Source organism: Salinimicrobium maris (assembly GCF_049680855.1).
In the GTDB taxonomy this organism is placed as follows: domain Bacteria; phylum Bacteroidota; class Bacteroidia; order Flavobacteriales; family Flavobacteriaceae; genus Salinimicrobium.
In genome coordinates, this window is the sequence record NZ_JBMPGS010000006.1 from 20,242 (window position 1) to 43,245 (window position 23,004).

The following is a 23,004-nucleotide window of genomic DNA, read 5'->3' on the forward strand; positions in this document are numbered from 1 at the left end:
GCTTTAAAAAGCTTTCACAAGTGGGGTGCTTTTTATTTCCGAAGAATTTAATGGTTTTTGTATCTTGGGTGATTTAAACGAATAATCTACCGGAAATGTCCTTACCCCTGGCCTTTCCCTGGTAATAGACCTACTTGTAGTATTTATATGGATTTTAAAGTCGCGATTGTTGATGATGATGCGGTGGTGCTTTTTTTGCACGAGGTCCTCGTCAAAAGGAGCTGTCTGCCTCCGGTAGTCTTTAGTTGCAAAAATGCATGTGACGCGATTAAGGAGCTGGAATCAAAAAATGTGGATTCCACCCCATTTTTGTTGTTGCTGGATATCAATATGCCGGTGATGAACGGTTGGGAATTCCTGGATGCTATCCAGGAGAAATATTATAAAGAAAATATTATTGTGGCGCTCGTAACCTCCTCCATCAACATGCAGGACAGGAAAACCGCAGAACGTTATTCTCAGGTTATTCACTATTTTGAAAAACCACTTACTACAGAAAGTCTAAATTATTTATGTGAAAAAGTAAAATCTTTACTTCTCAATAAGGACTAAGAAAGAGCCATTTTAGGCCATCTTTCTAAAATTTATTTTAAAAAAAATTCAGGATCAAAAAATTTTTCCCAATATTTTTAGAGGAAGCGGCTGTTTTAAGATTTCTTTTTAAAGATACTGATTTTAAAAAATTATCTTCAGGTGTAACCAATTTAAAATCAGTGAAATGAAGAATCTAAAAATAGCATTTTTAATGTTCATTCCGGCGAGTAGTTTTGGACAAACAGCAGAAGGTGCCTTTACACCTGTGCTGGTAGAAGGAGGTAACTTTTTCGTCTGCATTGTAGCCGGAGTTTTACTTGCGATTGCTTTTCAGCTGTTGCTTACAGCCCTTTCGGTAGCCGCAGGCATTTCCGCGGTGGGAAATGTGGAGGAAAAGGCACATAAAAGTAAAAACCAAGTTTCCCATTCCCATAATTATGATGATGATGAGCATGGCATGAACATGGGGCAGAAAATTTCTACTGGCTTTGGCGCATGGACCATGATCACTACTTCCATTTCATTATTTTTTGCCAGTCTTTTGGCTGTACAACTGGGGCTATTAGGAGCCAATTTTGTAGGAGCTGCTTTGGGACTCGTAATATGGGCATCTTTTTTCATTGTGATGACATATCTTGAAATAAGTGCGGTTTCTTCCTTGGTAGGCGGACTCGTTTCTACTGTTAAGGATGGCTTTACCACTGCATCTTCAGCGTTCTCAAAATCTGAAACGAGTGCGGCAAAAGAAGTGGCGAGAACCAATGCCAAAGAGCAGGCAAAACAAATGAGAAAGCAATTTGAAAAACTGTTTGACACGAATGACATTGATAAAAAAGTGGATGACTATGTACAGAAGCTTAAGCCTCAACGAGTAGATGTAAAGAATATCAAAAACCAGATTAAAGACTTACTCACAGATCTACAGGTGACCGAAAAAGCTGATTTTGATTATCCAAATTCGGTCAAAAAAATGATTCTTGAAGAAGCGGACAAAAGTGCACTTTCTAAAGAGGACAAAAAAGCCATTAAAGAACATGTGGGCGGGTTAAAAGATATAGCTCAAAGTGACGCTTCCAACGAAGAGAAGGCGAAAAAAGGAGTGGAGGAGCTCACGCCTGCAGACAGGGAGCAGATAAATAAATATCAGGAAAAAATAAAAAAAGCACTTCAAAATACAGGTAAAGAAGAGTTGCAGCCAGCAAAATTGGAAGAAGATCTTAGGCGAATATTGGATGAGCCGGGTACTGCTTCTAACATAGCAAAGGCTAAAGCCAGTGCGTTAGATAGGCAAACTTTAATCAAGATAATTTCCTCACAGAATATGAGCGAAAGTGAAGCTAACAACTATGTTGATAAGGTAGAAGCTGTGCTGAAAAAGGTCAATTCTTTCTTCGGAAGTACAGGAGACCAGGCTGCATCTAAAAAGGATGATCTAAAGGAGAAAGTTAAGAGTTTGTTTTCTGGAAGTGGTGACAGTGGTGCTGCCTTTGATCTTGATAAAATTAAATCTGATTTTATTTCAATCTTTCAGAGCTCAGGTGAGGCGGGAAGTACAGATCTTAAATATAAACTTGAGCATTACAACAAGGATGAAATGACTGCTCTTGTTGCTCAGAAAACCGGAATGAGTAGAACAGAATCTGAATCTATTGCAGACACGATTGTTTCTGCAAGAGACGGAGTTTTAGAAAAGGCCAATAAAATAGAGGCTCAGGTAAATGAAAAAATGAGAGAGGCAAAAGAAAAGAGCCTCGCTGCAGCCGAAGCCTCGAGAAAAACTGCGGCCACAGCCGCCTGGTGGCTCGTAGCTACCGCAATACTTTCAGCCGCTGCATCTGCAGTAGGTGGTATGCTGGCACTGGAAGGATGGTTCTTATAAAGAGAAATTGAGATAACTTCAATAAACAAAAGCCGTAAATGAAAAGATTTGCGGCTTTTGCATGTAAGGACAGATTTGTGAAAACTTTAGCAGATATATAATTAAACTACAAATAGTTTGGCTAATTTTGTTAGAACCAAACCTTAAAAATACTATTTATGAAAAAGCTGATTCTGTTTTTTGCCTGCCTTTTTACATTTAGCACGGCATTGGTTTCCTGTAGAGATAATCCGGAGGGAACAGATGAGGTGGAGCTTAATGACGAAGATACTCTTGGTGACGAAGAAATGGAAGTGCCTCGGGAAGAAGGAGTAGGTGAAATCAAAGAAGGTAGTCTTGACGAATAAACATTAATTTAAATAAATATGAAAAAAGTTGTTTTAGTTTTAGGTCTTTTAATGACCAGTAGCATACTGTTTACTTCCTGCAGGGACGAATCTAAAGTGGAACAAGCTGCAGATGATGCCGGTGACGCTATAGAGGATGCAGGAGATGATGTTGAAGATGCCGTTGACGACATGTAATTTCAACATTCGTATCCACATTTTAAAACTCCGGCTCTTAAGCCGGTTTTTTATTGTCTGAACGTTTTAAAATCGTTTTTTAATTCATTCATGGATTCCTGCAGTTGCTTTAAAAGTGTACTTTCTGAAGGGGCGTCAAGATTAAACGTTAGTTTACTGTTAACCTGCCACAATTCCTGAATATCATTAATAGGCACTTCGATGGGAAGATATTCCTCATTGATGGAAATTAAAACCACTTTTGAAGGGTCCGGTAAACGCTGTAGTTTTTTTACAAGTACAGAATCATAAAGTACAACAACATAGATCTTATTGTTACTTGCTTCTTCGATAGTAGGAACTGCTTTTCCTAAAACCCATTCTCCAGATTGCAGATTAGGGGTCATACTGTCTCCCTCGATCTGGAAACCTCGATAGGTAGCATTTCGATATTCGGGTAGTGGCATGTCAAAAGCCGGTAATTGCTGGTACCAATCCACATCCTGTATGTTGTGCGGATATCCAGCGGCAGCTCTCACATTTACAAGCACGATATTTTCATTTTCGGCGCTGTTTACGCTAACCACCTTTGGACTCACGTCTCCTTTTGTGAGTTCAAGATGTTTTTGGCGGCTTTCCCCAAACAACCACAACGGGTTAATGCCAAATTGCCGGAGTAGTTCAGCCAGTACTTTTCCAGAAAGTTTGGTGCGTCCTCGTTCAATGTCGGCAGTGGAGTTTTTGATGCCAAGCAGCTTGGCGAATTCGGCCTGGGTGAGATTATGCTCCTCCCGTATCTCTTTAAACCTTTTTATTTCTGTTGCTATGTTTGTTCCCATACACAAATATAATTTATTTAGGATTATTTCCCATTCAGTAACTGGAAATAATCCTAAAAAGAATTCTTTTAACTATTAGAATGATACAAATAAGGGCCAGAATGTTAGTCTTTTGTGAAATTTAGTCTGCTGTAAAACTTCTTCAAAGTATTTGCTCTATTTTTAGGTTCTATGGAAGAACACTACATCATCATGGCAGGACTAGGATTAGCTACGCTAATCATGGCCTGGCTTCCTTTGGTTTCCAAAAGAATAAAAGTAAGCTCTCCAATTATCTTGTTATTAATAGGTTTTCTTATGTTTGCAATGGGATACCCGCTAAGCTGGCCCGAAAAGATATGGGATGATGAATGGTTAATGTACTTCTCTGAAACCATTGTCATTATTTCCCTAATGGGGGCGGGTTTAAAAATTGGAGCTAGTTATTCTTTAAAAAGCTGGAGAAAACCATTACTGCTGGTATTTGTAAGCATGCCAATATGTATGATTTTGGCCTATTTCCTGGGAACATATTTCTTAATGCTAAGCCTGCCGTCTTCTCTTCTGTTAGCAGCAGTTCTGGCCCCGACAGATCCTGTTCTGGCTGCTGAAGTTCAGCTGGATGATCCTTTAAAAGAAGAAAGTGCTGAAGATCAAATTAGATTTCCCCTCACGGCAGAAGCAGGTTTAAATGATGGAATTGCTTTTCCATTTTCTTACCTGGCAGTCATGGTAGCGCAGGCAGGAGGCTGGGCTGCCTTTAGTTTTACTAATTGGTTTCTTGATAAATTTCTCCTGAAGATAGCTCTGGGAATTATTATAGGGCTAGTCATTGGCAGGTTAATTGGTTATGCGCTGGCGAAAATTAACAACGTAACGGGAATAAAAACTTTCGTTGGATTTCTGGCTCTCTCTTTGACGGTGTTCACATATGGAGTGAGTGAATTACTACACGGGTATGGGTTCCTGGCAGTTTTCTTTGCCGGCTTTAGTCTGCGTTATTATGAAAAAGTAAGTGGTGACTATAAAAAGAAGCTTCATGATTTCGTGACTGAGGTGGAACATTTGTTACTGGTGGTCTGGACCATATTATTCGGGGCTTCTATTTTAAATGGAGTACTGTCTTTAACCGATTGGAAAGGAGTAGTGTTTGCCCTCTCCTTTGTACTGATCATTCGGCCTCTGGCCGGGTTAATAGGTCTTTGGGGAGTAAAAGACAGGTTCCGAAATAAACTGGCCCTAAGTTTCTTTGGAATTCGGGGAATAGGTTCAGTCTTTTATTTGTCCTGGGCCTATGTGCAGTTCAGCGATTTCGAATACAAGGGCGATCTGTATGCAATTACGGCATATATTATTTTATTTTCAATAGTTCTACATGGTCTTACAGCACCTTCAACCATAGATTACTTTAGGAGAAAGGGGAACCTTCTAAAGGAGGAGGATCGGTAAATAAGGTTTTCAATTTTCCTTTTCCATTACTTAATGGGCAGGTCCATTTTTTACAATTAACAAATGTTTAAATTTAAAAAGCTTAATTTTTTCTAGCTTTATAAATAACAGTGGCAGGGGATACCTGCCTTTCTTGTAAATATTAGGTATGTCAAAACAACCAGCCCAAAACAGAAGACCAAATAATCCCATGCAAATATCAGGTTCGGGGTGGAAAACAATAGCTTTTAAAATTAAAGATGAAGTGGAAGGAGACAATGTTGCTATTGTATCTGCCGGTGTTGCTTTTTATGCTTTTCTGGCCGTTTTTCCGGCAATAATATCTCTAATTTCCATATATGGCCTGGCGATGGATCCACATCAAATTCAAAGTCAGATTGCCCAGCTTTCTTCTATGATGCCGCAGGAGGCTTATGGCATTATTGAGAAGCAGGTAGAAGAATTTTCAACCACCTCAGGTGCGGCACTGGGCTGGGGAACTGTAATTGGTATATTATTCAGTTTATGGAGTGCGAATAAAGGCATAAAATCCCTTTTTACAGGAGTAGACATTGCTTATGATACAAAGAATACAAGAGGCTTTTTTAAACAGAATGCATTAACGCTACTATTTACTTTGGGCGCCATAGTTCTGGTTATTGTGAGCATGGCACTTATAGTAGCCTTTCCTGCTTTTGTAGATCAAATTGGCCTGCCTTCCCAAATTGAAGGATTGATAAGCTGGTTGCGATGGGTGGTGCTCGCTTTAGTGGTAGTTTTTTTCCTTTCTCTTATTTATATGCATGCACCGGCACGGGCACGGCCTAAATCTAAATGGGTGATAGCTGGAGCTGTACTGTCAACCATTCTCTGGTTGATCGCCTCCTGGGGATTTTCTTTTTACGTGAGCAACTTCGGGAGTTATGGCGAAGTCTATGGTTCACTTTCCGCAGTGGTGGTATTGCTAATGTGGTTGTTTCTTACCAGTTTCATTATACTTTTAGGAGCTGAAGTCAATTCAGTTATCGAAAATTATGCGAAAAACGCCAAACCTAAAGATCAATACAATAATAAAAATATAAAGGAAAAGTAAATAGAAACACTTAATCCTTTAATATTTAAGAATATCAAAAAAGCCGGAATTTTCCGGCTTTTTTAGTATTGAATAGAAAGTATTTAGGGAGTCATTACTACTTTTATACACTTGTCTTCTTTATTTTTAAAGGTTTCATAAGCTTTTGGTGCGTCTTCAAGTTTCATACGGTGTGTGATTACAAAGGAAGGATCTATTTCTCCTGCCTCTATTTTGGAAAGTAAAGGTTGAAGATACCGCTGAACATGTGTTTGTCCCATATTGAATTTAAGCCCCTTGTTCATAGCCGCGCCAAAAGGAAGTTCATTTACCATTCCAATATAAACCCCGGGAATGGATACTGTTCCTGCCTTTTTACAACTCATCATAATCTGTTGAAGCACATAAGGACGGGACATAGGTGCCTGCAGCACTTCTTTGGTCTTATCTACTAATTTCCCAAACATGGTGTCGCCGTGACATTCGGCTCCTACTGCATCTATACAGGAATCGGGGCCTTTGCCTTTGGTCATTTCCATGAGTTTCTCATAAACATCCAGTCTGCTGGTAGTTCTTATGGTTTCAGCTTTACCCAATTTTTCGGCCATATCCAATCTTTCAGGAACATCATCTATAGCAATGACTCTTCCGGCTCCCAGCATCCAGGCACTTTTAATGGCAAATTGTCCAACAGGTCCACAACCCCAAATGGCCACGGTATCGCCGCGCCGTATGTTCGCATTTTCCGCAGCCATATATCCCGTCGGAAAAATATCTGAAAGAAAAAGGCTTTGCTCGTCAGATAAGGATTCCGGAACTTTTATGGGGCCTACATCGGCATATGGTACTCGTACATATTCTGCCTGCCCGCCAGAGAATCCTCCGAGTGTATGGGAATAGCCAAACACTCCCGAAATGGAATGGCCAAGACTTTGCTTAGCTAAATCTGGGCTTGGATTGGAGTTATCGCACAGGGAATATAAATCATCATCACAATAATCGCAGTGTCCGCAGGCAATAGTAAACGGAACCACTACGCGATCTCCTTTTTTAAATTTCTGCACCGCCGAACCTACTTCGACGACTTCCCCCATAAATTCATGACCTAAAATATCGCCTTCTTCCATGGTGGGCATAAGCCCGTCAACAAGGTGTAGATCAGAGCCGCAAATAGCTGTGGAAGTTACTTTTAAAATTACGTCTCCCGCTTCTTCTATTTTCGGGTCGGGAACGTTGTCTATTCTTACATCATTTCTTCCGTGGTAGACGAGTGCTTTCATATCTTTTTTATTGGTTTGTGAATTAGTATTCCTCTTAAGATAATCAAACCTTCGAAGGAAAAGTGATAACAAAATCCTAATGACCAGATATTTATAAGATGTTTAACATCTTCTTGATGTCTGCATTTATTTATATTTAAAAAGCAGGTAAAGCATCAGGCTGTTAAGCGCAAATGCGGTGCCGTTGGTAAGTATAATAGGCAGATCATTTTCGATAATTCCATAGATTGTCCACATGGCAAGACCTAAAATGAGCACAAAGAACATCCCGGGAGAAACGTCACTTACCTTTTTTGTTTTAAAGGCTTTCCAGAGTTGAGGTACTACTGCGGCAGTGGTACAAATACCGGCAGCCAGCCCTAAGATCATGGTCCAGTTCATCTACGCTCCAACTACTTCACCGCCATTCACGTGCAGTACCTGGCCGGTCATATAACTGCTGTCTTCACAGGCAAGATAAACATAAGCAGGGCCTACTTCGCTAGGTTGACCTGCACGGCCCATGGGAACTTTTTGACCAAATTCGGTTACATCATCAAAACTGGCAGGGATCAGCGGAGTCCAAATTGGTCCCGGAGCTACACCGTTTACACGAATGTTCTTTTCTGCAAGCATTTTAGAAAGTGATCTCGTGTAAGCCGTGATCGCACCTTTTGTGCTTGAATAGTCGAGTAAATGTGTGCTTCCTCTATAAGCGGTTACAGAAGTGGTGTTGATGATGCAATCACCACCTTTTAAATGGTTGAGCGCTTCCTGTACCGTATAAAAATAAGGATAGATGTTTGTCTCAAAAGTCTTATGTAACTGCTCTTTTGAGATCTCCTGGGGAGAATCCTTAGGGAACTGCATTCCGGCATTATTTACCAGGACATTTAAACCGCCGAATTTCTTTACGGTTTCCTGCACCGCTTTTTTGCAAAATTCCTCATCTTTCACATCTCCTTCGAGAAGAAAACATTCCTGTCCGGCTTCTTCCACGAGTTTTTTTGTTTTTTGTGCATCCTGGTCTTCGTCAAGGTAGACAATGGCAATATTGGCGCCTTCTTTAGCAAAATGAACCGCAACACTACGGCCTATTCCACTATCTCCACCAGTAATGAGGGCAGTTTTTCCTTCTAATTTCTGGCTTCCTTTATAATTTTCGCGAATGATCTCGGGTTCAGGATTCATTTTGGATTCTTTTCCCGGTTGCTCCTGTTCCTGGTCGGGAAATTTCTTAGGTTTTTCCATGATTTGCAGTTTCTTTTAAAATTAAAGAAGCTGCCGCAAAATCAATAAGGTTTAAGAAATGTTTAGCGTGATTTTTAACAGGTTAGGAAAACTGTTTTTCCATTACTTCATCTCCGTCTACTTCGGAAATAATTTAAACTTCGAAACCGCAGAGGATCCAAAAATGGCATTTTCCCGCCATATTTTAAATACCTTTGGCCTCTCTTCTTCAGAAGAATTACCAGAGCATTAGAAAATGATTGAACAGGACATTATAGTAATTGGAGGCGGTGCCGCGGGTTTTTTTACAGCAATTAATGCTGCGGAAATGAATCCTGAAGCTAAAATCAGCATTTTGGAACGTGGAAAAGAGGTTTTGTCTAAAGTGAGGATCTCTGGCGGCGGAAGATGTAATGTCACCCACGCCGAATTCCTTCCGAAGGAACTAGCCAAGAACTATCCCCGCGGAAATAAAGAACTACGAGGCCCTTTTCACACTTTTATGACAGGAGATACGATCGCCTGGTTTGAAGAGCGTGGAGTGGAGCTCAAGACCGAAGAAGATGGCAGAATGTTTCCTGTAAGTGACTCTTCTGAAACTATTATCGACTGTTTTCTTAGGGAGGTTAAAAGACTCGGAATAAATTTATGCACCAAACATGCGGTGCAGGAGATCATCCAAAAAGGGGAAAATTGGGAGGTATTTACTTCTGCAGGCAACTTTAGAACCGGAAAGGTGCTTGTGGCAACGGGAAGCAATCCAAAAATATGGAAAATGCTTGAAAAGCTGGGGCATCAAATCATTCCCGGTGTTCCTTCGCTGTTTACCTTTAATATTACAGATAAACGTATCAAGGAATTACCCGGCGTCGCTACTCAAGCATTGGTGAAGATTTCCGACGGAAAAGAGCAAACTGAAGGTCCTCTTTTAATCACTCATTGGGGAATGAGCGGTCCGGCGATTCTAAAACTTTCTGCCTGGGGCGCTAGGGAATTAAGCGAGCGAAAGAATTTTGCGATCCTCGTAAACTGGTTGCCAGGTTTTTTTAAAGAAGAAATTTTTGAAGAATTGATGGAGCTGAAGGAACAATTTGCGAAACAACATCCAATAAAAACCACCCGGTTTGATCTTCCGAAGCGGCTATGGCAAAAACTGGTTGAAGCAGCTGGAATTTCAGGAGATATGAAATGGGGAGATCTTAACAAAAAACAACTAAGGGAGCTGGCTTCCCAACTTTGTGAAGGTACTTTTGAAGTGCATGGAAAAAGCACTTTTAAAGAAGAATTTGTGACTGCCGGGGGCGTAGATCTTAAGGGAGTGAATTTTAAAACTTTTGAAAGTAAGATTTGTTCAAACCTCTTTTTTGCCGGGGAAGTACTGAATATAGACGCCATCACCGGCGGTTTCAACTTTCAAAATGCCTGGACAGGAGGTTTTATTGCAGCCAAGGCTATGACTTCCGGTTCTGCTGTTTAAAGACCAGTTTATTGAATAAACGTGTGGGAAGAAATTTTCGCGCTTTTAAAACAATGCCTGCGCCTTTTCCGGTAGAATAGCGTAATTTATTACTGTTATCTGTGGCTGCTTTGAAAACGGTTTTTGCGACCACTTCTGGTCCCGATGCTTTATCATTTCTGCGTCGCATTCCACTAAGAATCCTGTCTTCCATTTCATCATATCCCTGCACTTTTTCATTCTTGACAACCTTCAGAGAACGGCCGTGGAAATCTGTTTTTATTGCGGCAGGTTCTACAAGTTTTACCTTAATATTGAACTGCTTTAACTCGTATTGCAGGGCTTCAGAAAATCCTTCAAGAGCCCATTTGCTGGAACAGTAGAGACTGTAAAGTGGCACTGTAAACCTGCCTACTACTGAAGAAGTGTTGATAATGATCCCATGTTTCTGCTCGCGAAAAACAGGTATAAATTCTTTGATGAGATTCATAACGCCAAAGACGTTTACTTCAAACTGGGCGCGGATTTCTTCATTGGATGCTTTTTCAAAAGCGCCCACTGCACCATAACCTGCATTATTAAAAAGCACATCGATCTTTGGAAAATCTTTAAGCACTACAGAAGCTATATTCTGAAGATCCTCTTTACTGGTAACATCAAGCCTGTAAAGCTTTATTCCGGGAATGGATTTTAGTGCTTCTTCCTTTTCGGGAGAACGCATACTGGCAGCCACATTCCATCCTTTTTTTACAAAATATTTTGCCGTTTCCTTGCCAATTCCGCTGGAGGCTCCGGTGATAAAAATGGTCTTTTTCATGTGCCTAAATTAATTTAGCCGCCAGAGTTCAAAGTTCAGCAATGCCATATAAAGTGCCCAAACTACGGAAGGGTACATGAGGTAAGCTGCAGTGTCATCTACTATTTTAAACCATTTAATTGTGAGAGACAGCAGGACGAGCAGGGCCAGAACTACAAAAAAGGCTAACAAGGGCTGCTGTAAACCAAAGAAAGTTAGAAACCAGAAACCGGTAAGAATGAGCTGAAATCCAAAATGATACAGTGCCACCTGCACCCATTTATGATAAAAGCCTTTGCTCCACACTTTTCCCGCCGCAATGCCCATGATAATAAACAAAATTATCCAGACTGCGATGGCCAGCCATTCGGCAGGATGAAAAGTGGATTTTTCAAGTCCTGTAAACCAGGGGGAATAGGAGGTGCTTATTGCAACCCAGCCTACGAAAGCGGTAAGGAGCGAAGTCGCAATGCTGGCAGTGTATTTCAAGATCAACTTCTGGTTCATTGATGGCTGGTTGTTTTCACTAAAGTAGTAATTTATTTGGATTGGCAGGCAAGTCCTAAAAAAGGAAAATTTATCTTTGCTGAAACTGAAGAAATGACCGAAAAAGATTTCATTCCGCAGGAATATTCTCAGCAGCCAGAGAGAGGAGAGGTGACCTGGCAGTCCCCAAGTAACATTGCATTGGTGAAATACTGGGGCAAGAAAGAAAACCAGATTCCGGCAAATCCTTCCATTAGTTTTACGCTCAATTCCTGCAGAACGACCACCACTTTATCCTATCAAAAGAAGGCAAAACCAGATAATAATTTTGATTTTGAGCTTTTCTTTGAAAACGAAAAGAAGGAATCTTTCAGACCTAAAATTGTACAGTTTTTCAAAAGAATTGAGACTTATTTGCCATTTTTAAAGGCCTACCGTTTTGTTGTTCATACTTCAAACTCCTTTCCTCACAGCAGCGGGATCGCTTCTTCGGCAAGTGGAATGAGCGCTTTGGCGCTGTGCCTTATGAGCATTGAAAGAGTATTAAACCCCTCCATGACTGAAGAATATTTCAGCCGAAAAGCATCATTTTTGGCGCGTCTTGGTTCCGGAAGTGCCTGTCGCAGTATTGAAGGTGGACTGGTGGTATGGGGGAAACATGAAATTGAAGGGAGCAGCAATTTATATGGAGTGAGATATCCTTACAGAGTACATGAGGTTTTCCAGGATTATCAGGATGTGATTCTTTTGGTAGACAAAGGTGAAAAGAAAGTGAGTAGTACAGTGGGGCATGATCTAATGAACAACCATCCTTTTGCTGAAAAAAGATTTGAACAGGCGCATGAAAACCTTAGTGCACTGGAAGAAATTTTGGCTTCAGGAGATCTGGATAAATTTATTGGTTTAGTGGAAAGTGAAGCACTTACACTTCACGCGATGATGATGACTGGAAAGGAATATTTCGTGCTAATGAAACCTAATACGCTGGCTATCATCGAGAAAGTATTTAACTTCAGGAAAGAAACTGGATTACATCCATGTTTTACGCTAGATGCCGGAGCGAATGTTCACCTACTTTTTCCGAAGAAAGAAAAGGAGGCTGTAGAGAAATTTATAGAAAAGGAACTTGCCGGTTATTGCCAGAACAGGCAATTTATTAAAGATGAAGTAGGGAACGGCGCGAAAAAGTTAGGTTAAAATACCATTTTTGAGTATCCTGTCGGCACGCATTTTGTCCTCTTAATTATAGTAACTGTTTTGTTAATGAGCGTGTTGCATATATGGCAAAGTAAACTATATTTGTGAAGAAGTTAAGAGCAACAACGAAAAAAATCTTAACTTTACAGCTTTTAGTCAGCGATCTACTATGAATATGAAAGGACCTCTGTTTTATTCGAAAATATTGCTCTTTGGAGAATACGGGATTATTAAAGACTCCAAAGGACTCTCCATTCCGTATAATTTTTACAATGGGGCATTGAAAGTTGATGAAAATCCTTCTGAAGAAGCGGTTATATCTAACCAAAGTTTGAAGCGTTTTGCCGATTATCTCAAAAACCTACAGGCCGAAAATACTGGACTTGTAAGTTTTGATCTTAAAGCCCTTTACAGCGATGTGGAGAAAGGAATGTATTTCGATTCCAGTATTCCGCAGGGATATGGAGTAGGAAGCAGTGGAGCTTTAGTGGCGGCTATCTATGATGAATATGCACTTGATAAGATTACAGTTTTAGAAAATCTTACCCGGGAAAAGCTTCTTAAACTGAAAAAGATCTTTGGCGCCATGGAATCCTTTTTCCACGGAAAATCATCTGGGCTGGACCCGTTGAATTCTTACTTAAGCATTCCAATCCTTATTAATTCCAAGGATAATATTGAACCTGCCGGAATTCCATCGCAGACTCAAAATGGAAAAGGAGCTGTTTTTTTACTTGATAGTGGTTCTGTAGGAGAAACTGCCCCTATGGTCAATATTTTCATGGAAAATATGAAGCAGGAACCGTTTAGAAAAATGCTTAAGAACCAGTTCGTGAAGCATACAGATGCTTGTGTGGACGACTTCCTGAAAGGGGATGTAAAATCCCTTTTTGGAAACATGAAGAAGTTGTCGCACGTAGTGCTTGACAACTTCAAGCCTATGATACCCGCACAGTTTCATAAGCTTTGGAAAAAAGGAATTGAAACGAACGAATATTACCTGAAGTTATGTGGATCTGGCGGTGGCGGATACATTCTTGGATTTACAGAAGATATTGAAAAAGCCAGGACAGCTTTGAAAGATTATCGTTTGGAAGTGGTTTACAACTTCTAGATCATTTATGGTCTCTATTTCAAAAAAGCGTCTTTTACTTAAAATTTTTAGTTTATTTTCGGTGGTGAGGGGATACAATATTCTTGTATTGATCCTTGCTCAGTACCTTACATCCATGTTTATTTTGGCTCCCGAACTTCCCTTGCGGGAGGTTCTCTTTGATCCCAACCTTTTCTTTTTGGTGTTAGCAACAGCATCAGTAGTGGCTTCAGGTTACATCATCAACAACTTTTACGACAGTGAAAAAGACCTGATCAACAGGCCTCATAAGACCATGCTAGATAGGTTTGTGAGTCAGCGCACAAAATTATCAGTGTATTTCATCCTTAATTTGGCTGGTGTTTTCTTTGCCAGTTATATTTCCTTTAGAACGGTAGTTTTCTTTTCGGTTTATATATTTTTTATCTGGTTGTATTCCTACAGGATCAAGAAACTGTTGTTTCTGGGAAATCTGGTTGTTTCGGTACTTACGATTACCCCGTTCTTTGCCATTTTTGTCTATTACAAGAATTTTGATGCGGTAATCTTTGTACATGCGGCCTTCCTTTACCTTATTATCGTGATGCGGGAACTGGTGAAGGATTTGGAAAACATGAAGGGAGATATGGTCGCAGGTTATAAAACCATTCCAATCGTATACGGGGAGAAATTAAGTAAAACACTCTTAATAGGGTTGGCACTGCTGTCCTTTATTCCCGCTTTTTTATTGATCCAGTATTTTGAAATAGGAGAAATGGATTACTTTTTCTATGCAGCGCTGGTACTTCTTATAGTGTTTCTTATCATCCTGTTTTTTAGCAAAGCCAGGTGGCAATATCTTTTGCTGCACAACCTTCTTAAATTTGTAATTGTAGCGGGGATTTTCAGTATTTTATTAATTGAGCCAGAAGCACTACTTGCAAGAGTGTTTTAATTTGTTTGGAAGATTGATGTGTCCTTCTTAACTTAAAGCAGTAAAAGGATTTTTTGTAGTGCAAACTCTTATCTTTGTCAAAAATTTATAATTATGAGCAGACAGGACAGGTCATCTGGCAGTAAGTATGGTGGCAGGCAAGGTGGCGGTGAAAGAAAGAAATCACAGGCACGTGGGAATGCGCCGGTGAACAGAAATGATAGGGCAGGAAAGACTTCAGCGCGTGGAAATGCGCCGGTGCAGAAAAATGCAAAAGACAATAAAGAGGGAATAAGATTAAATAAATATGTGGCGAATGCCGGCATTTGTTCCCGAAGGGATGCCGATATTTATATTTCTGCCGGAAATGTAACTGTTAATGGAGAAGTGGTTACAGAAATGGGGCACAAAGTTAAGCTTACCGATGAGGTGAAATTTGATGGCCGTAAAATAAATCCTGAGAAGCCGGAATACGTACTGCTAAACAAACCTAAGGGTTTTTACGTGACCGGAAGTGTGGAGAAAAAGAACCGCACGGTAATGGATTTGATTGCAAATGCTTCCAAAGCTAAATTAGATCCTGTAGGAAGACTTGATACACAAGCGACGGGACTTATGTTCTTCACGAATGATGGCGCTATGGCAAAGAATCTGGCCAATCCAAAGAATGGAATTCGCCAGATTTATCACATAGAACTGGATAAAGATCTTTCTTTTGATGATCTTCAGAAGATAAAGGAAGGAGTAACACTGGAAGATGGAAAAGTAAATGTAACAGATGTAAGTTATGTTGAAAACAAACCCAAACGCGAAGTGGGTATTGAGCTGCGAAGCACAAGAAATCACGTGGTGCAGCGCATTTTTAAAAGCCTGAATTATGAAGTAGTAAAACTGGATAGGGTGGTTTTCGGCGGACTTACTAAAAAGGATCTTCCTAGAGGACACTGGAGAGTGCTATCTAAGCAGGAGGTCATTAATATGAACAACCTCTAAACAAAGATATGCTTCAAAATGACATTTTTTGCAATAATTTTCTGCAAAATGTGCTGAATTTAGAACCCTTTTTTAGTGGAAATTTAGAAGGTTTAAATGATGTATAAAAGCCCGAAAGTTTTCGGGCTTTTTCTATTTTTGTTTTGAAAAACAAATCATTTGGTAGAAATATTGGCCGTTATGAAAACCGGTAGTTTTAAATTTGTTCAGGATCTTTAAACCCGAAGATTTTCAATGGGTTTGCCTGTTTTCCTTAACAAATTTTTAGTATCGTATATTTTTGACAATGGCTTATAATTTCTACTTTTTAACCTTTTAATCTTTAGCATCAAAATTTGAATACAAAGTACCGCGATTTAATAGACCAGACGTATTATTTTCCACAGGAAGAGTTTACTCTGGAAGGAAGTGAGCTCAAGTTTCATGATATAGACTTGATGGAACTTGTTAAGAAATATGGAGCTCCCCTAAAATTCACCTTTCTTCCGAAAATATCAGAAAATATAGGACGGGCAAAAAAATGGTTTGGAGATGCTCTTGAAAAAAGCAATTATCAAGGCTCCTACAACTATTGTTATTGCACTAAAAGCTCACATTTTGAACATGTTCTTAATGAGGCTCTTAAAAATGATATTCATATTGAAACTTCGGCGGCTATTGATATTGAAATCGTTGAAAATCTTAAGAAAAAAGGTAAGATTACAGATGAAACTTACGTCATCTGCAATGGTTTTAAACGGGATTATTATATTTCTAATATTGCTAATCTAATCAATAGCGGGCACAAAAACTGTATCCCGATCATAGATAATTATGAAGAGATCGACCTGCTTTCTGAAGCCATTGAAGGCAAATTTAAAGTTGGGATAAGGATTGCTTCTGAAGAAGAACCGAAATTTGAATTTTACACCTCCAGGCTGGGGATTGGTTACAAAAATATTGTGCCGTTCTACAATAAACAGATCAGTGAAAATGAGCAGGTGGAGCTGAAGATGCTACATTTCTTCATTAATACCGGAATTCGGGACACCGCGTACTACTGGAACGAACTTCTAAAATGTCTGAAGGTTTATATTAATCTTAAAAAGGTATGTCCAACCCTGGACAGCCTTAACATTGGAGGAGGATTTCCCGTTAAAAATTCCCTTCATTTCGAGTATGATTACAAATACATGGTCGAAGAGATCGTGAACCAGATAAAGATAGCTTGTGATGAAGCGGGAGTGGATGTGCCTAACATTTTTACTGAATTCGGATCTTTTACCGTAGGAGAAAGCGGCGGCGCCATTTATGAAATACTTTACCAGAAGCAGCAGAACGATCGTGAGAAATGGAATATGATCAATTCTTCTTTTATCACAACCTTACCCGATACCTGGGCAATAAGCAAGAAATTTGTCATGCTGGCCGTAAACCGCTGGAACGATGAATACGAGCGTGTTCTTTTGGGTGGGCTGACCTGTGATAGCGATGACTATTACAATTCTGAGCAGCATACAAATGCTATTTACCTTCCGAAGTACAAAAGAGAAAAACCGCTTTATATAGGCTTTTTTAATACAGGTGCCTACCAGGAGACTATTGGAGGTTTTGGCGGATTGCAGCATTGTCTAATTCCGCAGCCAAAGCATGTTCTTATTGACAAGGACAGCGATGGAAATATTACCACCAGCTTATTTAGAGAACAGCAAAAAGCAGATGATTTTCTGGAAATTCTGGGCTACAATGACTAAATCTTTTTTGTTATATTTAATTCTAAATTTAGAAAATACTAACTATCCTACCCATGAGTAAAAAGAATTATGCCGGGATTCCGGATAAATATGCCCGAATCGATGATGCAAAAGTGGTATTGATTCCCGTTCCCTATGATGGAACGAGTACCTGGCAAAAGGGAGCAGATAAAGGGCCCGATGCCTTTTTGGAAGCTTCGGAAAATATGGAGCTGTTCGATATTGAAACACGTACAGAGGTGTATAAAAAAGGGATTTATCTTGCGCCGCCTGTGACCGAAGATGCTTCTCCCGAGAAAATGGTGGAAGCCGTTTATAAAACCACTAAAAATTATATAAAGCAAGATAAATTTGTAACCCTTTTTGGAGGGGAGCACTCTGTTTCTATAGGTTCTATAAGAGCATTCAATGAGGCTTTTGAGGAGTTGACGGTGGTACAGCTGGACGCGCATGCAGATTTGCGGCCGGAGTACGAGGGTTCTGCGAATAACCACGCCTGTGCACTTCATGAAGCCAGTAAAACCACAAACCTTGTGCAGGTGGGAATCCGTTCCATGGATGTGACGGAGCTGGATCATATGGATGAAAATCAGGTTTATTTTGGGCACGATCTTTATGACGAGTGGATGGAGGATGCTATTGGGCAAATGACGCCAAACGTATTTATTACCATAGACCTTGATGCTTTCGATCCTTCTATCATGCCTTCTACGGGAACTCCCGAGCCGGGTGGATTGCTGTGGTATGAAACTCTTGAATTTCTCAAAATGATGTTCAAGAAAAAGAATGTGGTAGGATTTGATATCGTAGAGCTTTGTCCGAATAAAAATGAAAAGTCCTCAGATTTCCTGGCGGCGAAATTGTATTACAAGATGTTGAGCTATAAGTTCAAATACCAAAATTATAACGAAGAAGACGAAGAAGATGAGTAAAGGAGCAATTACTGAATTTGTAGAAAGACATTATAAACATTTTAACGCGGCTGCCCTTGTAGATGCTGCAAAAGGTTACAGGGAGCAACTGGAAAAAGGTAATAAAATGCTGGTTACTCTGGCCGGCGCCATGAGTACTGCAGAGATAGGAAAGATCTTTGCTGAAATGATACGGCAGGATAAGGTGCAGTTTATCTCCTGTACAGGTGCGAACCTTGAGGAAGATATCATGAACCTGGTGGCACATACCCATTATGAAAGACTTCCTCATTACCGGGATCTTACCGCCCAGGATGAATGGGATCTATTGGAAAGAGGATTAAATCGGGTTACAGACACTGCAATTCCTGAAGAAGAAGCTTTCCGAAGAATTCAGAAGCACATTGTCAAGATCTGGAAAGATGCTGAAGCTGCCGGGGAACGGTATTTTCCGCATGAGTTCATGTACAAATTATTGCTTTCAGGAGCACTTGAGGAATATTACGAAATTGACCTGAAGGATTCCTGGGTATATGCTGCTGCTGAAAAGAATCTGCCAATCGTTGTTCCCGGGTGGGAAGACAGCACGATGGGGAATATTTTTGCTTCCTACGTGATGAAAGGTGAATTGAAAGCCAGCACTATGAAATCGGGGATTGAATACATGGGCTACTTGGCCGACTGGTACACGAAAAACTCTGATACGGGAGTCGGTTTCTTCCAGATTGGTGGTGGTATCGCGGGAGATTTCCCGATTTGTGTGGTACCGATGCTTTATCAGGATATGGAAATGACAGATACTCCTTTCTGGAGCTATTTCTGCCAGATTTCTGATTCCACAACCAGTTATGGATCATATTCCGGGGCAGTGCCTAACGAAAAGATCACCTGGGGAAAACTTGATAAAGATACACCCAAGTATATCGTAGAAAGTGACGCGACCATCGTGGCGCCACTCATGTTCGCTTACATTCTCGGGATGTAATTCCTTTAAAATTTTATTTCACAAGCTCAGGTCGATTGGCTTTATTGCTGAACCCTGAGCTTGCTGAAAATTTATTGCAAACCTGCTGGACCTTTCCTGCAGGTTTTTTTTTTGGATGAGAATTATTGCTACTTCGGAAATTCTGCAGCCTCTATTTTCCGGTTCGGCTTCCATTCGTTCCTGTAAATTTCATATCCCATGACAGCGTATATTATCAGGTATTCAACAGCAATCAGCCACAAATTTTCCCGGTAAGCATCATTGGAATAAGCCGCATAGCTCAACACAACCAGAAGTGACCATAGCAGCGGAAAACGGTAATTGGTAAAGATGCATAAAATCGCAGGTACAGCAACATACCAGGGATGTACGGTGGTTGCCAGTGCATAATAAACTGTGATTCCAAAAAGCATTGTAGTAATCAAACCGGCTGTAGATTTGTTTCTTCGGAAGAAAGCCATTCCTACAATGGAAAGAAAAACAGCTGCGGCAAGCGGCTTCCCGGTATACACCAGGATGTTGTAGCCTTCCACCTGGTAACCAACCCACCTGATGAGGTAATAAATACTGGCGTTAAATTCAAATTTCTGAAACCATAATCCAACCGTTTGAAGATAGTTGCTAAGTAATTCTGGGGAAAGGAAAGGGAGGAACAAGGTTATATTTATGGCAGCTACAATTAAATAATACCCTATGGCATTTTTGAAGCCGAGTCTTCGGAAAAAGAGCGGCAGGAACAGCAGCGGAATCAATTTTACTGAAACCGCACAGGCTAATAAAGCAGCGCTAAAAAGCCATTTTTGACGCTGTAGCATGTAGAGTGACGAAATAATAAATAAGATCATGACCCCTTCAAAATGCAGGTTTCCGGTGAGTTCTATGATGATGAACGGACTTAAAAAATACCAAAAAATGCGGTTTTCCGGGAGCTTTAGACTTTTAAGAAGTTTTCTTCCGAAGTAAAAAATCCCAATATCTGCAGCAATTATGATAAGCCGCAGGAATATCACAGCTCCCAAAAGGCTGTTTTGAGAGAAAAATCCCGAAAGAGCAAAAATGAACTGATTTATGGGAGGATAATTCGAATGGTTTCCGGCGCTTAAAACACCCATTCCGTCGTAAAGTTTCCTGGCGCCTTCAAAAAGGGGCTTTCCGGAGGAAATTAATTCTTCAGGAGTGGATAAGTATGGGTTAAAGTCATGCAGCAGCAGTTTTCCGTCCCAAATGAAGCGATAGAAATCCTGCGAAAGGTTTGGTAAAGCAAACAGGAACAAAAGCCGGAAAACTATACCACTCCAAAATAGCATTTTCAGGTTAAATTTTTCCAGCTGAAAAAATTTCCAGCTTAGAAAAAACAGCGCAGTGTAGAGGCTTACGAGCTTTATGAAATCTTCCCGAACAAGATCATAAGCAAAGGAAAAATAAAGTGCACAGCAGGAAAACAGGAGGAGAAGTGGAAATTTGTGGTATTTTATCTGCTTAAATTCCATTGAAAATATGTTCCTGCTTACAACTTATTGAAATCTTTATAATCCCCACTTTTACTTTCGCTTAAAAACATGTTTTTGATGTTCAAACTGCTAAAAACAACAAAACCAAACCCGAAAACCAGCATCAAATGAAAAACGATCATGCTGAAGTTATTCAGTAAAAATGCATTTATCACTGCAAATAAAAAGTAGAGCAGCAATGCCATTTCCAGGAGTAGCTGAAAGCTGATCTTTACCGGAGTTGCAGTTGTAACCTGCTTCTTTTCTTGTTCAGAAATATTGAATTTTGGAGTTCTTATAAATTCTGTTTTTTTATCTAAATGTCCTTCCAGTGCGGCGATGGAATTATGTACCGAAAATCCCATTGCGATGGAAAAAAAGCTGAAAAACATCATGAGGTAATTTAGAAAAGAGGAGAATGTGCTGCCGTGAATCCGTGAAAAACTTATCCAGTAACAAAGGAAGAATATGAATGTGCTGATCCCGAAAAAGGACATCATCTTGAGGTATGTCGAATAATTTCCGGAGTCCAGGATGAAAAGCACCGGCACACTAATAATTGCTAAAGCTAAAACCAGTAAAAAAAGACTGCTGTTTAGCAGGTGGAAAAATGCATGGAACTTTGTTCCAAAAGTGACATTTTTATCTCTGAATAATTTGGAAAAATTCTTCTGAAAATTTTCTGCAGCCCCCTTATTCCACCTGAATTGCTGTGAACGTGCGGCTGGAATGGTGACGGGAAGTTCTGCTGGAGTTTCTATGTATTCTAGATATGTAAATTTCCAGTTTTTAAGTTGCGCACGGTAGCTAAGGTCGAGATCTTCGGTAAGTGTGTCGCCCTGCCAGTTTCCCGCGTCCAGAATGCATTTTTTTCGCCATGCTCCGGCAGTTCCATTAAAATTAATAAAATGCTGCCCGTGGTTTCGTCCGTTCTGCTCCAGGATAAAATGGAAGTCGAGCGCAAAAGCCTGCACTTTTGTGAGCATTGAAAAGTTCCGGTTGAGGTGGCCCCAGCGAGTTTGTACCACCCCAATTTTATCATCTTTAAAACAAGGGATAGTTTCCAAAAGCCAGTTTTTCCCGGGAAGAAAATCGGAATCAAAAATGGCAATAAATTCCCCTTTTGCAGACTTAAGTCCTTCTTTTAATGCGCCGGCTTTAAAGCCAATTCTGTTGCTTCGGCGTATATGTTTGATATCAAGTTGTTCCTTCTGAAGTTCTGAGACCAGTCTGGCAGTGAGTGCTACAGAATCATCTGTAGAATCGTCCAACACCTGGATCTCCAGCTTTTCCCGCGGATATTCTATTTGGGCGATATTCCTCAGCAGGCGCTCAACAACAGCTTTTTCATTATATAGTGGCAACTGAATAGTGACAAACGGAATTTCCAAAGGATTTGAAAAATTGAACTTTTCAGAAGTATCTTTTGCTTTTCTTCCTTTGAAATAATTGAAAAGAAGATTCAGTTCAGAAAGGCTGTAAATGAAAACCAGGAACAGGAGAAAAATGAAGATTATGAGAACCGCCTTTTCCATCATTTAAAGCTGTATTTGAAGATCCAGCCCAGGATCTTCACGCCTGCCATAAAAGCTCCTTTTACAGTACCCGAAACTTTTGAAACGCCAATCCTGTTGCGGTAATGCACGGGAATTTCTATATAAGTGTACTTCTTTTTTAGTGCCTTCAGCTGCATTTCTATTGTCCATCCATACGTTTTATCCTGCATTTCAAGTTCGAGGAGTTTCCCATATTTTATAGCTCTAAAAGGTCCAAGATCTGTGAACCTGGCATTAAAAATCAGCTTCATAAGGGAAGTTGCAAGCCAGTTGCCAAAAATCTGCGGAAGCGTCATACTTCCCTTTTCCCGCATTCTGTCTACGCGTGCACCTACCACGAAGTCTACATCCTCCTCAAGGATAGGAGTGATCAATTTTTCCAGCTCTTCGGGATAATCACTGTAATCGCCGTCAAGGAACACCACGATATCCGGTTTTGGATCTTTTTTTGAAAGATAATCCATTCCTTTCAGACAGGCATGACCATATCCCTTTTTTGGTTCTTTCAGGACTGTAGCACCTGCTTTTGCGGCATTTTCTTCAGTAGCATCTGTCGAATTATTGCTCACGACGATGATCTCATTCACCAGCTTCGGAATATCTTTTATAACCAAACCAATGGAATCGGCTTCGTTATAAGCAGGTATAATAACCTTGATGATTCTTGGCATT

Annotated in this window: 23 protein-coding genes; 14 read left to right on the plus strand and 9 right to left on the minus strand. The window is 40.2% G+C overall.

Annotation, left to right across the window (positions count from 1 at the left end; translation table 11 throughout):
- Window positions 1-147: 147 nt before the first annotated feature.
- The 4 genes from ACOV1Q_RS14840 (at window position 148) to ACOV1Q_RS14855 (ending at window position 2,937) form a co-directional block, all read left to right on the plus strand.
- Window positions 148-552: a response regulator gene (locus tag ACOV1Q_RS14840; protein ID WP_424495181.1), complete on the plus strand. Its 405-nt coding sequence runs from the start codon at window positions 148-150 to the stop codon at window positions 550-552.
- A 166-nt stretch (window positions 553-718) separates the two neighbouring features.
- Entirely contained in the window at window positions 719-2,413 is a 1,695-nt protein-coding gene (locus ACOV1Q_RS14845; protein ID WP_424495182.1) for a hypothetical protein, read from the plus strand.
- Window positions 2,414-2,571: 158 nt separating this feature from the next.
- Window positions 2,572-2,760: a hypothetical protein gene (locus ACOV1Q_RS14850; protein ID WP_424495183.1), complete on the plus strand. Its 189-nt coding sequence runs from the start codon at window positions 2,572-2,574 to the stop codon at window positions 2,758-2,760.
- An 18-nt stretch (window positions 2,761-2,778) separates the two neighbouring features.
- Window positions 2,779-2,937 (plus strand): hypothetical protein, encoded by a 159-nt coding sequence (locus ACOV1Q_RS14855; RefSeq protein WP_424495184.1) that lies wholly within the window; start codon window positions 2,779-2,781, stop codon window positions 2,935-2,937.
- Between the two features lie 50 nt (window positions 2,938-2,987).
- Here ACOV1Q_RS14855 and ACOV1Q_RS14860 read toward each other — a convergent pair whose 3' ends face one another.
- On the minus strand, window positions 2,988-3,755 hold the full coding sequence (locus ACOV1Q_RS14860) for an XRE family transcriptional regulator (RefSeq protein WP_424495185.1): 768 nt from the start codon (window positions 3,753-3,755) through the stop codon (window positions 2,988-2,990).
- A 171-nt stretch (window positions 3,756-3,926) separates the two neighbouring features.
- Between ACOV1Q_RS14860 and ACOV1Q_RS14865 the strand changes: the two genes are divergently transcribed.
- Both ACOV1Q_RS14865 and ACOV1Q_RS14870 read left to right on the plus strand, forming a co-directional pair.
- On the plus strand, window positions 3,927-5,183 hold the full coding sequence (locus ACOV1Q_RS14865; protein WP_424495186.1) for a cation:proton antiporter: 1,257 nt from the start codon (window positions 3,927-3,929) through the stop codon (window positions 5,181-5,183).
- 148 nt (window positions 5,184-5,331) lie between these two features.
- Window positions 5,332-6,255, plus strand: a complete 924-nt coding sequence (locus tag ACOV1Q_RS14870; RefSeq protein WP_424495187.1) for a YihY/virulence factor BrkB family protein — start codon at window positions 5,332-5,334, stop codon at window positions 6,253-6,255.
- An 83-nt stretch (window positions 6,256-6,338) separates the two neighbouring features.
- Here the strand turns inward: ACOV1Q_RS14870 and ACOV1Q_RS14875 are convergent, their stop codons facing one another.
- From ACOV1Q_RS14875 to ACOV1Q_RS14885, 3 genes are all read right to left on the minus strand, one after another.
- The gene (locus tag ACOV1Q_RS14875) at window positions 6,339-7,514 is read right to left on the minus strand and encodes a zinc-dependent alcohol dehydrogenase (protein WP_424495188.1); all 1,176 of its coding nucleotides are present in this window, start codon (window positions 7,512-7,514) and stop codon (window positions 6,339-6,341) included.
- Between the two features lie 126 nt (window positions 7,515-7,640).
- Window positions 7,641-7,895 (minus strand): SemiSWEET family sugar transporter, encoded by a 255-nt coding sequence (locus tag ACOV1Q_RS14880; RefSeq protein ID WP_424495189.1) that lies wholly within the window; start codon window positions 7,893-7,895, stop codon window positions 7,641-7,643.
- Window positions 7,896-8,744 carry an SDR family oxidoreductase gene (locus tag ACOV1Q_RS14885; RefSeq protein ID WP_424495190.1) on the minus strand — a complete coding sequence of 283 codons (849 nt, stop codon included), beginning with the start codon at window positions 8,742-8,744 and terminating at the stop codon, window positions 7,896-7,898.
- 235 nt (window positions 8,745-8,979) lie between these two features.
- Here ACOV1Q_RS14885 and ACOV1Q_RS14890 point away from each other — a divergent pair, with 235 nt between their 5' ends.
- Window positions 8,980-10,200 carry a BaiN/RdsA family NAD(P)/FAD-dependent oxidoreductase gene (locus tag ACOV1Q_RS14890; protein WP_424495191.1) on the plus strand — a complete coding sequence of 407 codons (1,221 nt, stop codon included), beginning with the start codon at window positions 8,980-8,982 and terminating at the stop codon, window positions 10,198-10,200.
- Here the strand turns inward: ACOV1Q_RS14890 and ACOV1Q_RS14895 are convergent.
- Both ACOV1Q_RS14895 and ACOV1Q_RS14900 read right to left on the minus strand, forming a co-directional pair.
- A complete protein-coding gene (locus tag ACOV1Q_RS14895; RefSeq protein WP_424495192.1) occupies window positions 10,175-10,996 on the minus strand; it encodes an SDR family oxidoreductase in 822 nt (273 codons plus the stop codon). The two genes, ACOV1Q_RS14890 and ACOV1Q_RS14895, sit on opposite strands and share 26 nt — an antisense overlap.
- Window positions 10,997-11,005: 9 nt before the next feature.
- Entirely contained in the window at window positions 11,006-11,482 is a 477-nt protein-coding gene (locus ACOV1Q_RS14900; RefSeq protein ID WP_424495193.1) for a TspO/MBR family protein, read from the minus strand.
- Between the two features lie 93 nt (window positions 11,483-11,575).
- Here ACOV1Q_RS14900 and ACOV1Q_RS14905 point away from each other — a divergent pair, with 93 nt between their 5' ends.
- The 7 genes from ACOV1Q_RS14905 (at window position 11,576) to ACOV1Q_RS14935 (ending at window position 19,286) form a co-directional block, all read left to right on the plus strand.
- Complete coding sequence (locus tag ACOV1Q_RS14905; RefSeq protein WP_424495266.1) at window positions 11,576-12,658, plus strand: diphosphomevalonate decarboxylase; 1,083 nt, start codon at window positions 11,576-11,578, stop codon at window positions 12,656-12,658.
- A gap of 175 nt (window positions 12,659-12,833) precedes the next feature.
- On the plus strand, window positions 12,834-13,772 hold the full coding sequence (locus ACOV1Q_RS14910; protein ID WP_424495194.1) for a mevalonate kinase family protein: 939 nt from the start codon (window positions 12,834-12,836) through the stop codon (window positions 13,770-13,772).
- A 7-nt stretch (window positions 13,773-13,779) separates the two neighbouring features.
- Entirely contained in the window at window positions 13,780-14,685 is a 906-nt protein-coding gene (locus tag ACOV1Q_RS14915; protein WP_424495195.1) for a geranylgeranylglycerol-phosphate geranylgeranyltransferase, read from the plus strand.
- A gap of 93 nt (window positions 14,686-14,778) precedes the next feature.
- Window positions 14,779-15,657, plus strand: a complete 879-nt coding sequence (locus ACOV1Q_RS14920) for a pseudouridine synthase (protein WP_424495196.1) — start codon at window positions 14,779-14,781, stop codon at window positions 15,655-15,657.
- A 335-nt stretch (window positions 15,658-15,992) separates the two neighbouring features.
- On the plus strand, window positions 15,993-17,390 hold the full coding sequence (locus tag ACOV1Q_RS14925) for an arginine decarboxylase (RefSeq protein ID WP_424495197.1): 1,398 nt from the start codon (window positions 15,993-15,995) through the stop codon (window positions 17,388-17,390).
- A gap of 53 nt (window positions 17,391-17,443) precedes the next feature.
- Window positions 17,444-18,322, plus strand: a complete 879-nt coding sequence (gene speB, locus ACOV1Q_RS14930) for an agmatinase (RefSeq protein WP_424495198.1) — start codon at window positions 17,444-17,446, stop codon at window positions 18,320-18,322.
- A complete protein-coding gene (locus ACOV1Q_RS14935) occupies window positions 18,315-19,286 on the plus strand; it encodes a deoxyhypusine synthase family protein (RefSeq protein WP_424495199.1) in 972 nt (323 codons plus the stop codon). Before speB ends, ACOV1Q_RS14935 begins: the two co-directional genes overlap by 8 nt.
- 128 nt (window positions 19,287-19,414) lie before the next feature.
- Here ACOV1Q_RS14935 and ACOV1Q_RS14940 read toward each other — a convergent pair whose 3' ends face one another.
- From ACOV1Q_RS14940 to ACOV1Q_RS14950, 3 genes are read right to left on the minus strand one after another with little or no spacing between them, the layout of a single operon-like run.
- On the minus strand, window positions 19,415-20,776 hold the full coding sequence (locus ACOV1Q_RS14940) for an MptA/MptB family glycosyltransferase (RefSeq protein ID WP_424495200.1): 1,362 nt from the start codon (window positions 20,774-20,776) through the stop codon (window positions 19,415-19,417).
- A gap of 17 nt (window positions 20,777-20,793) precedes the next feature.
- Complete coding sequence (locus ACOV1Q_RS14945; protein WP_424495267.1) at window positions 20,794-22,311, minus strand: cellulose synthase family protein; 1,518 nt, start codon at window positions 22,309-22,311, stop codon at window positions 20,794-20,796.
- On the minus strand, window positions 22,311-23,003 hold the full coding sequence (locus tag ACOV1Q_RS14950; RefSeq protein WP_424495201.1) for a glycosyltransferase family 2 protein: 693 nt from the start codon (window positions 23,001-23,003) through the stop codon (window positions 22,311-22,313). Before ACOV1Q_RS14950 ends, ACOV1Q_RS14945 begins: the two co-directional genes overlap by 1 nt.
- Window position 23,004 lies beyond the last annotated feature (1 nt).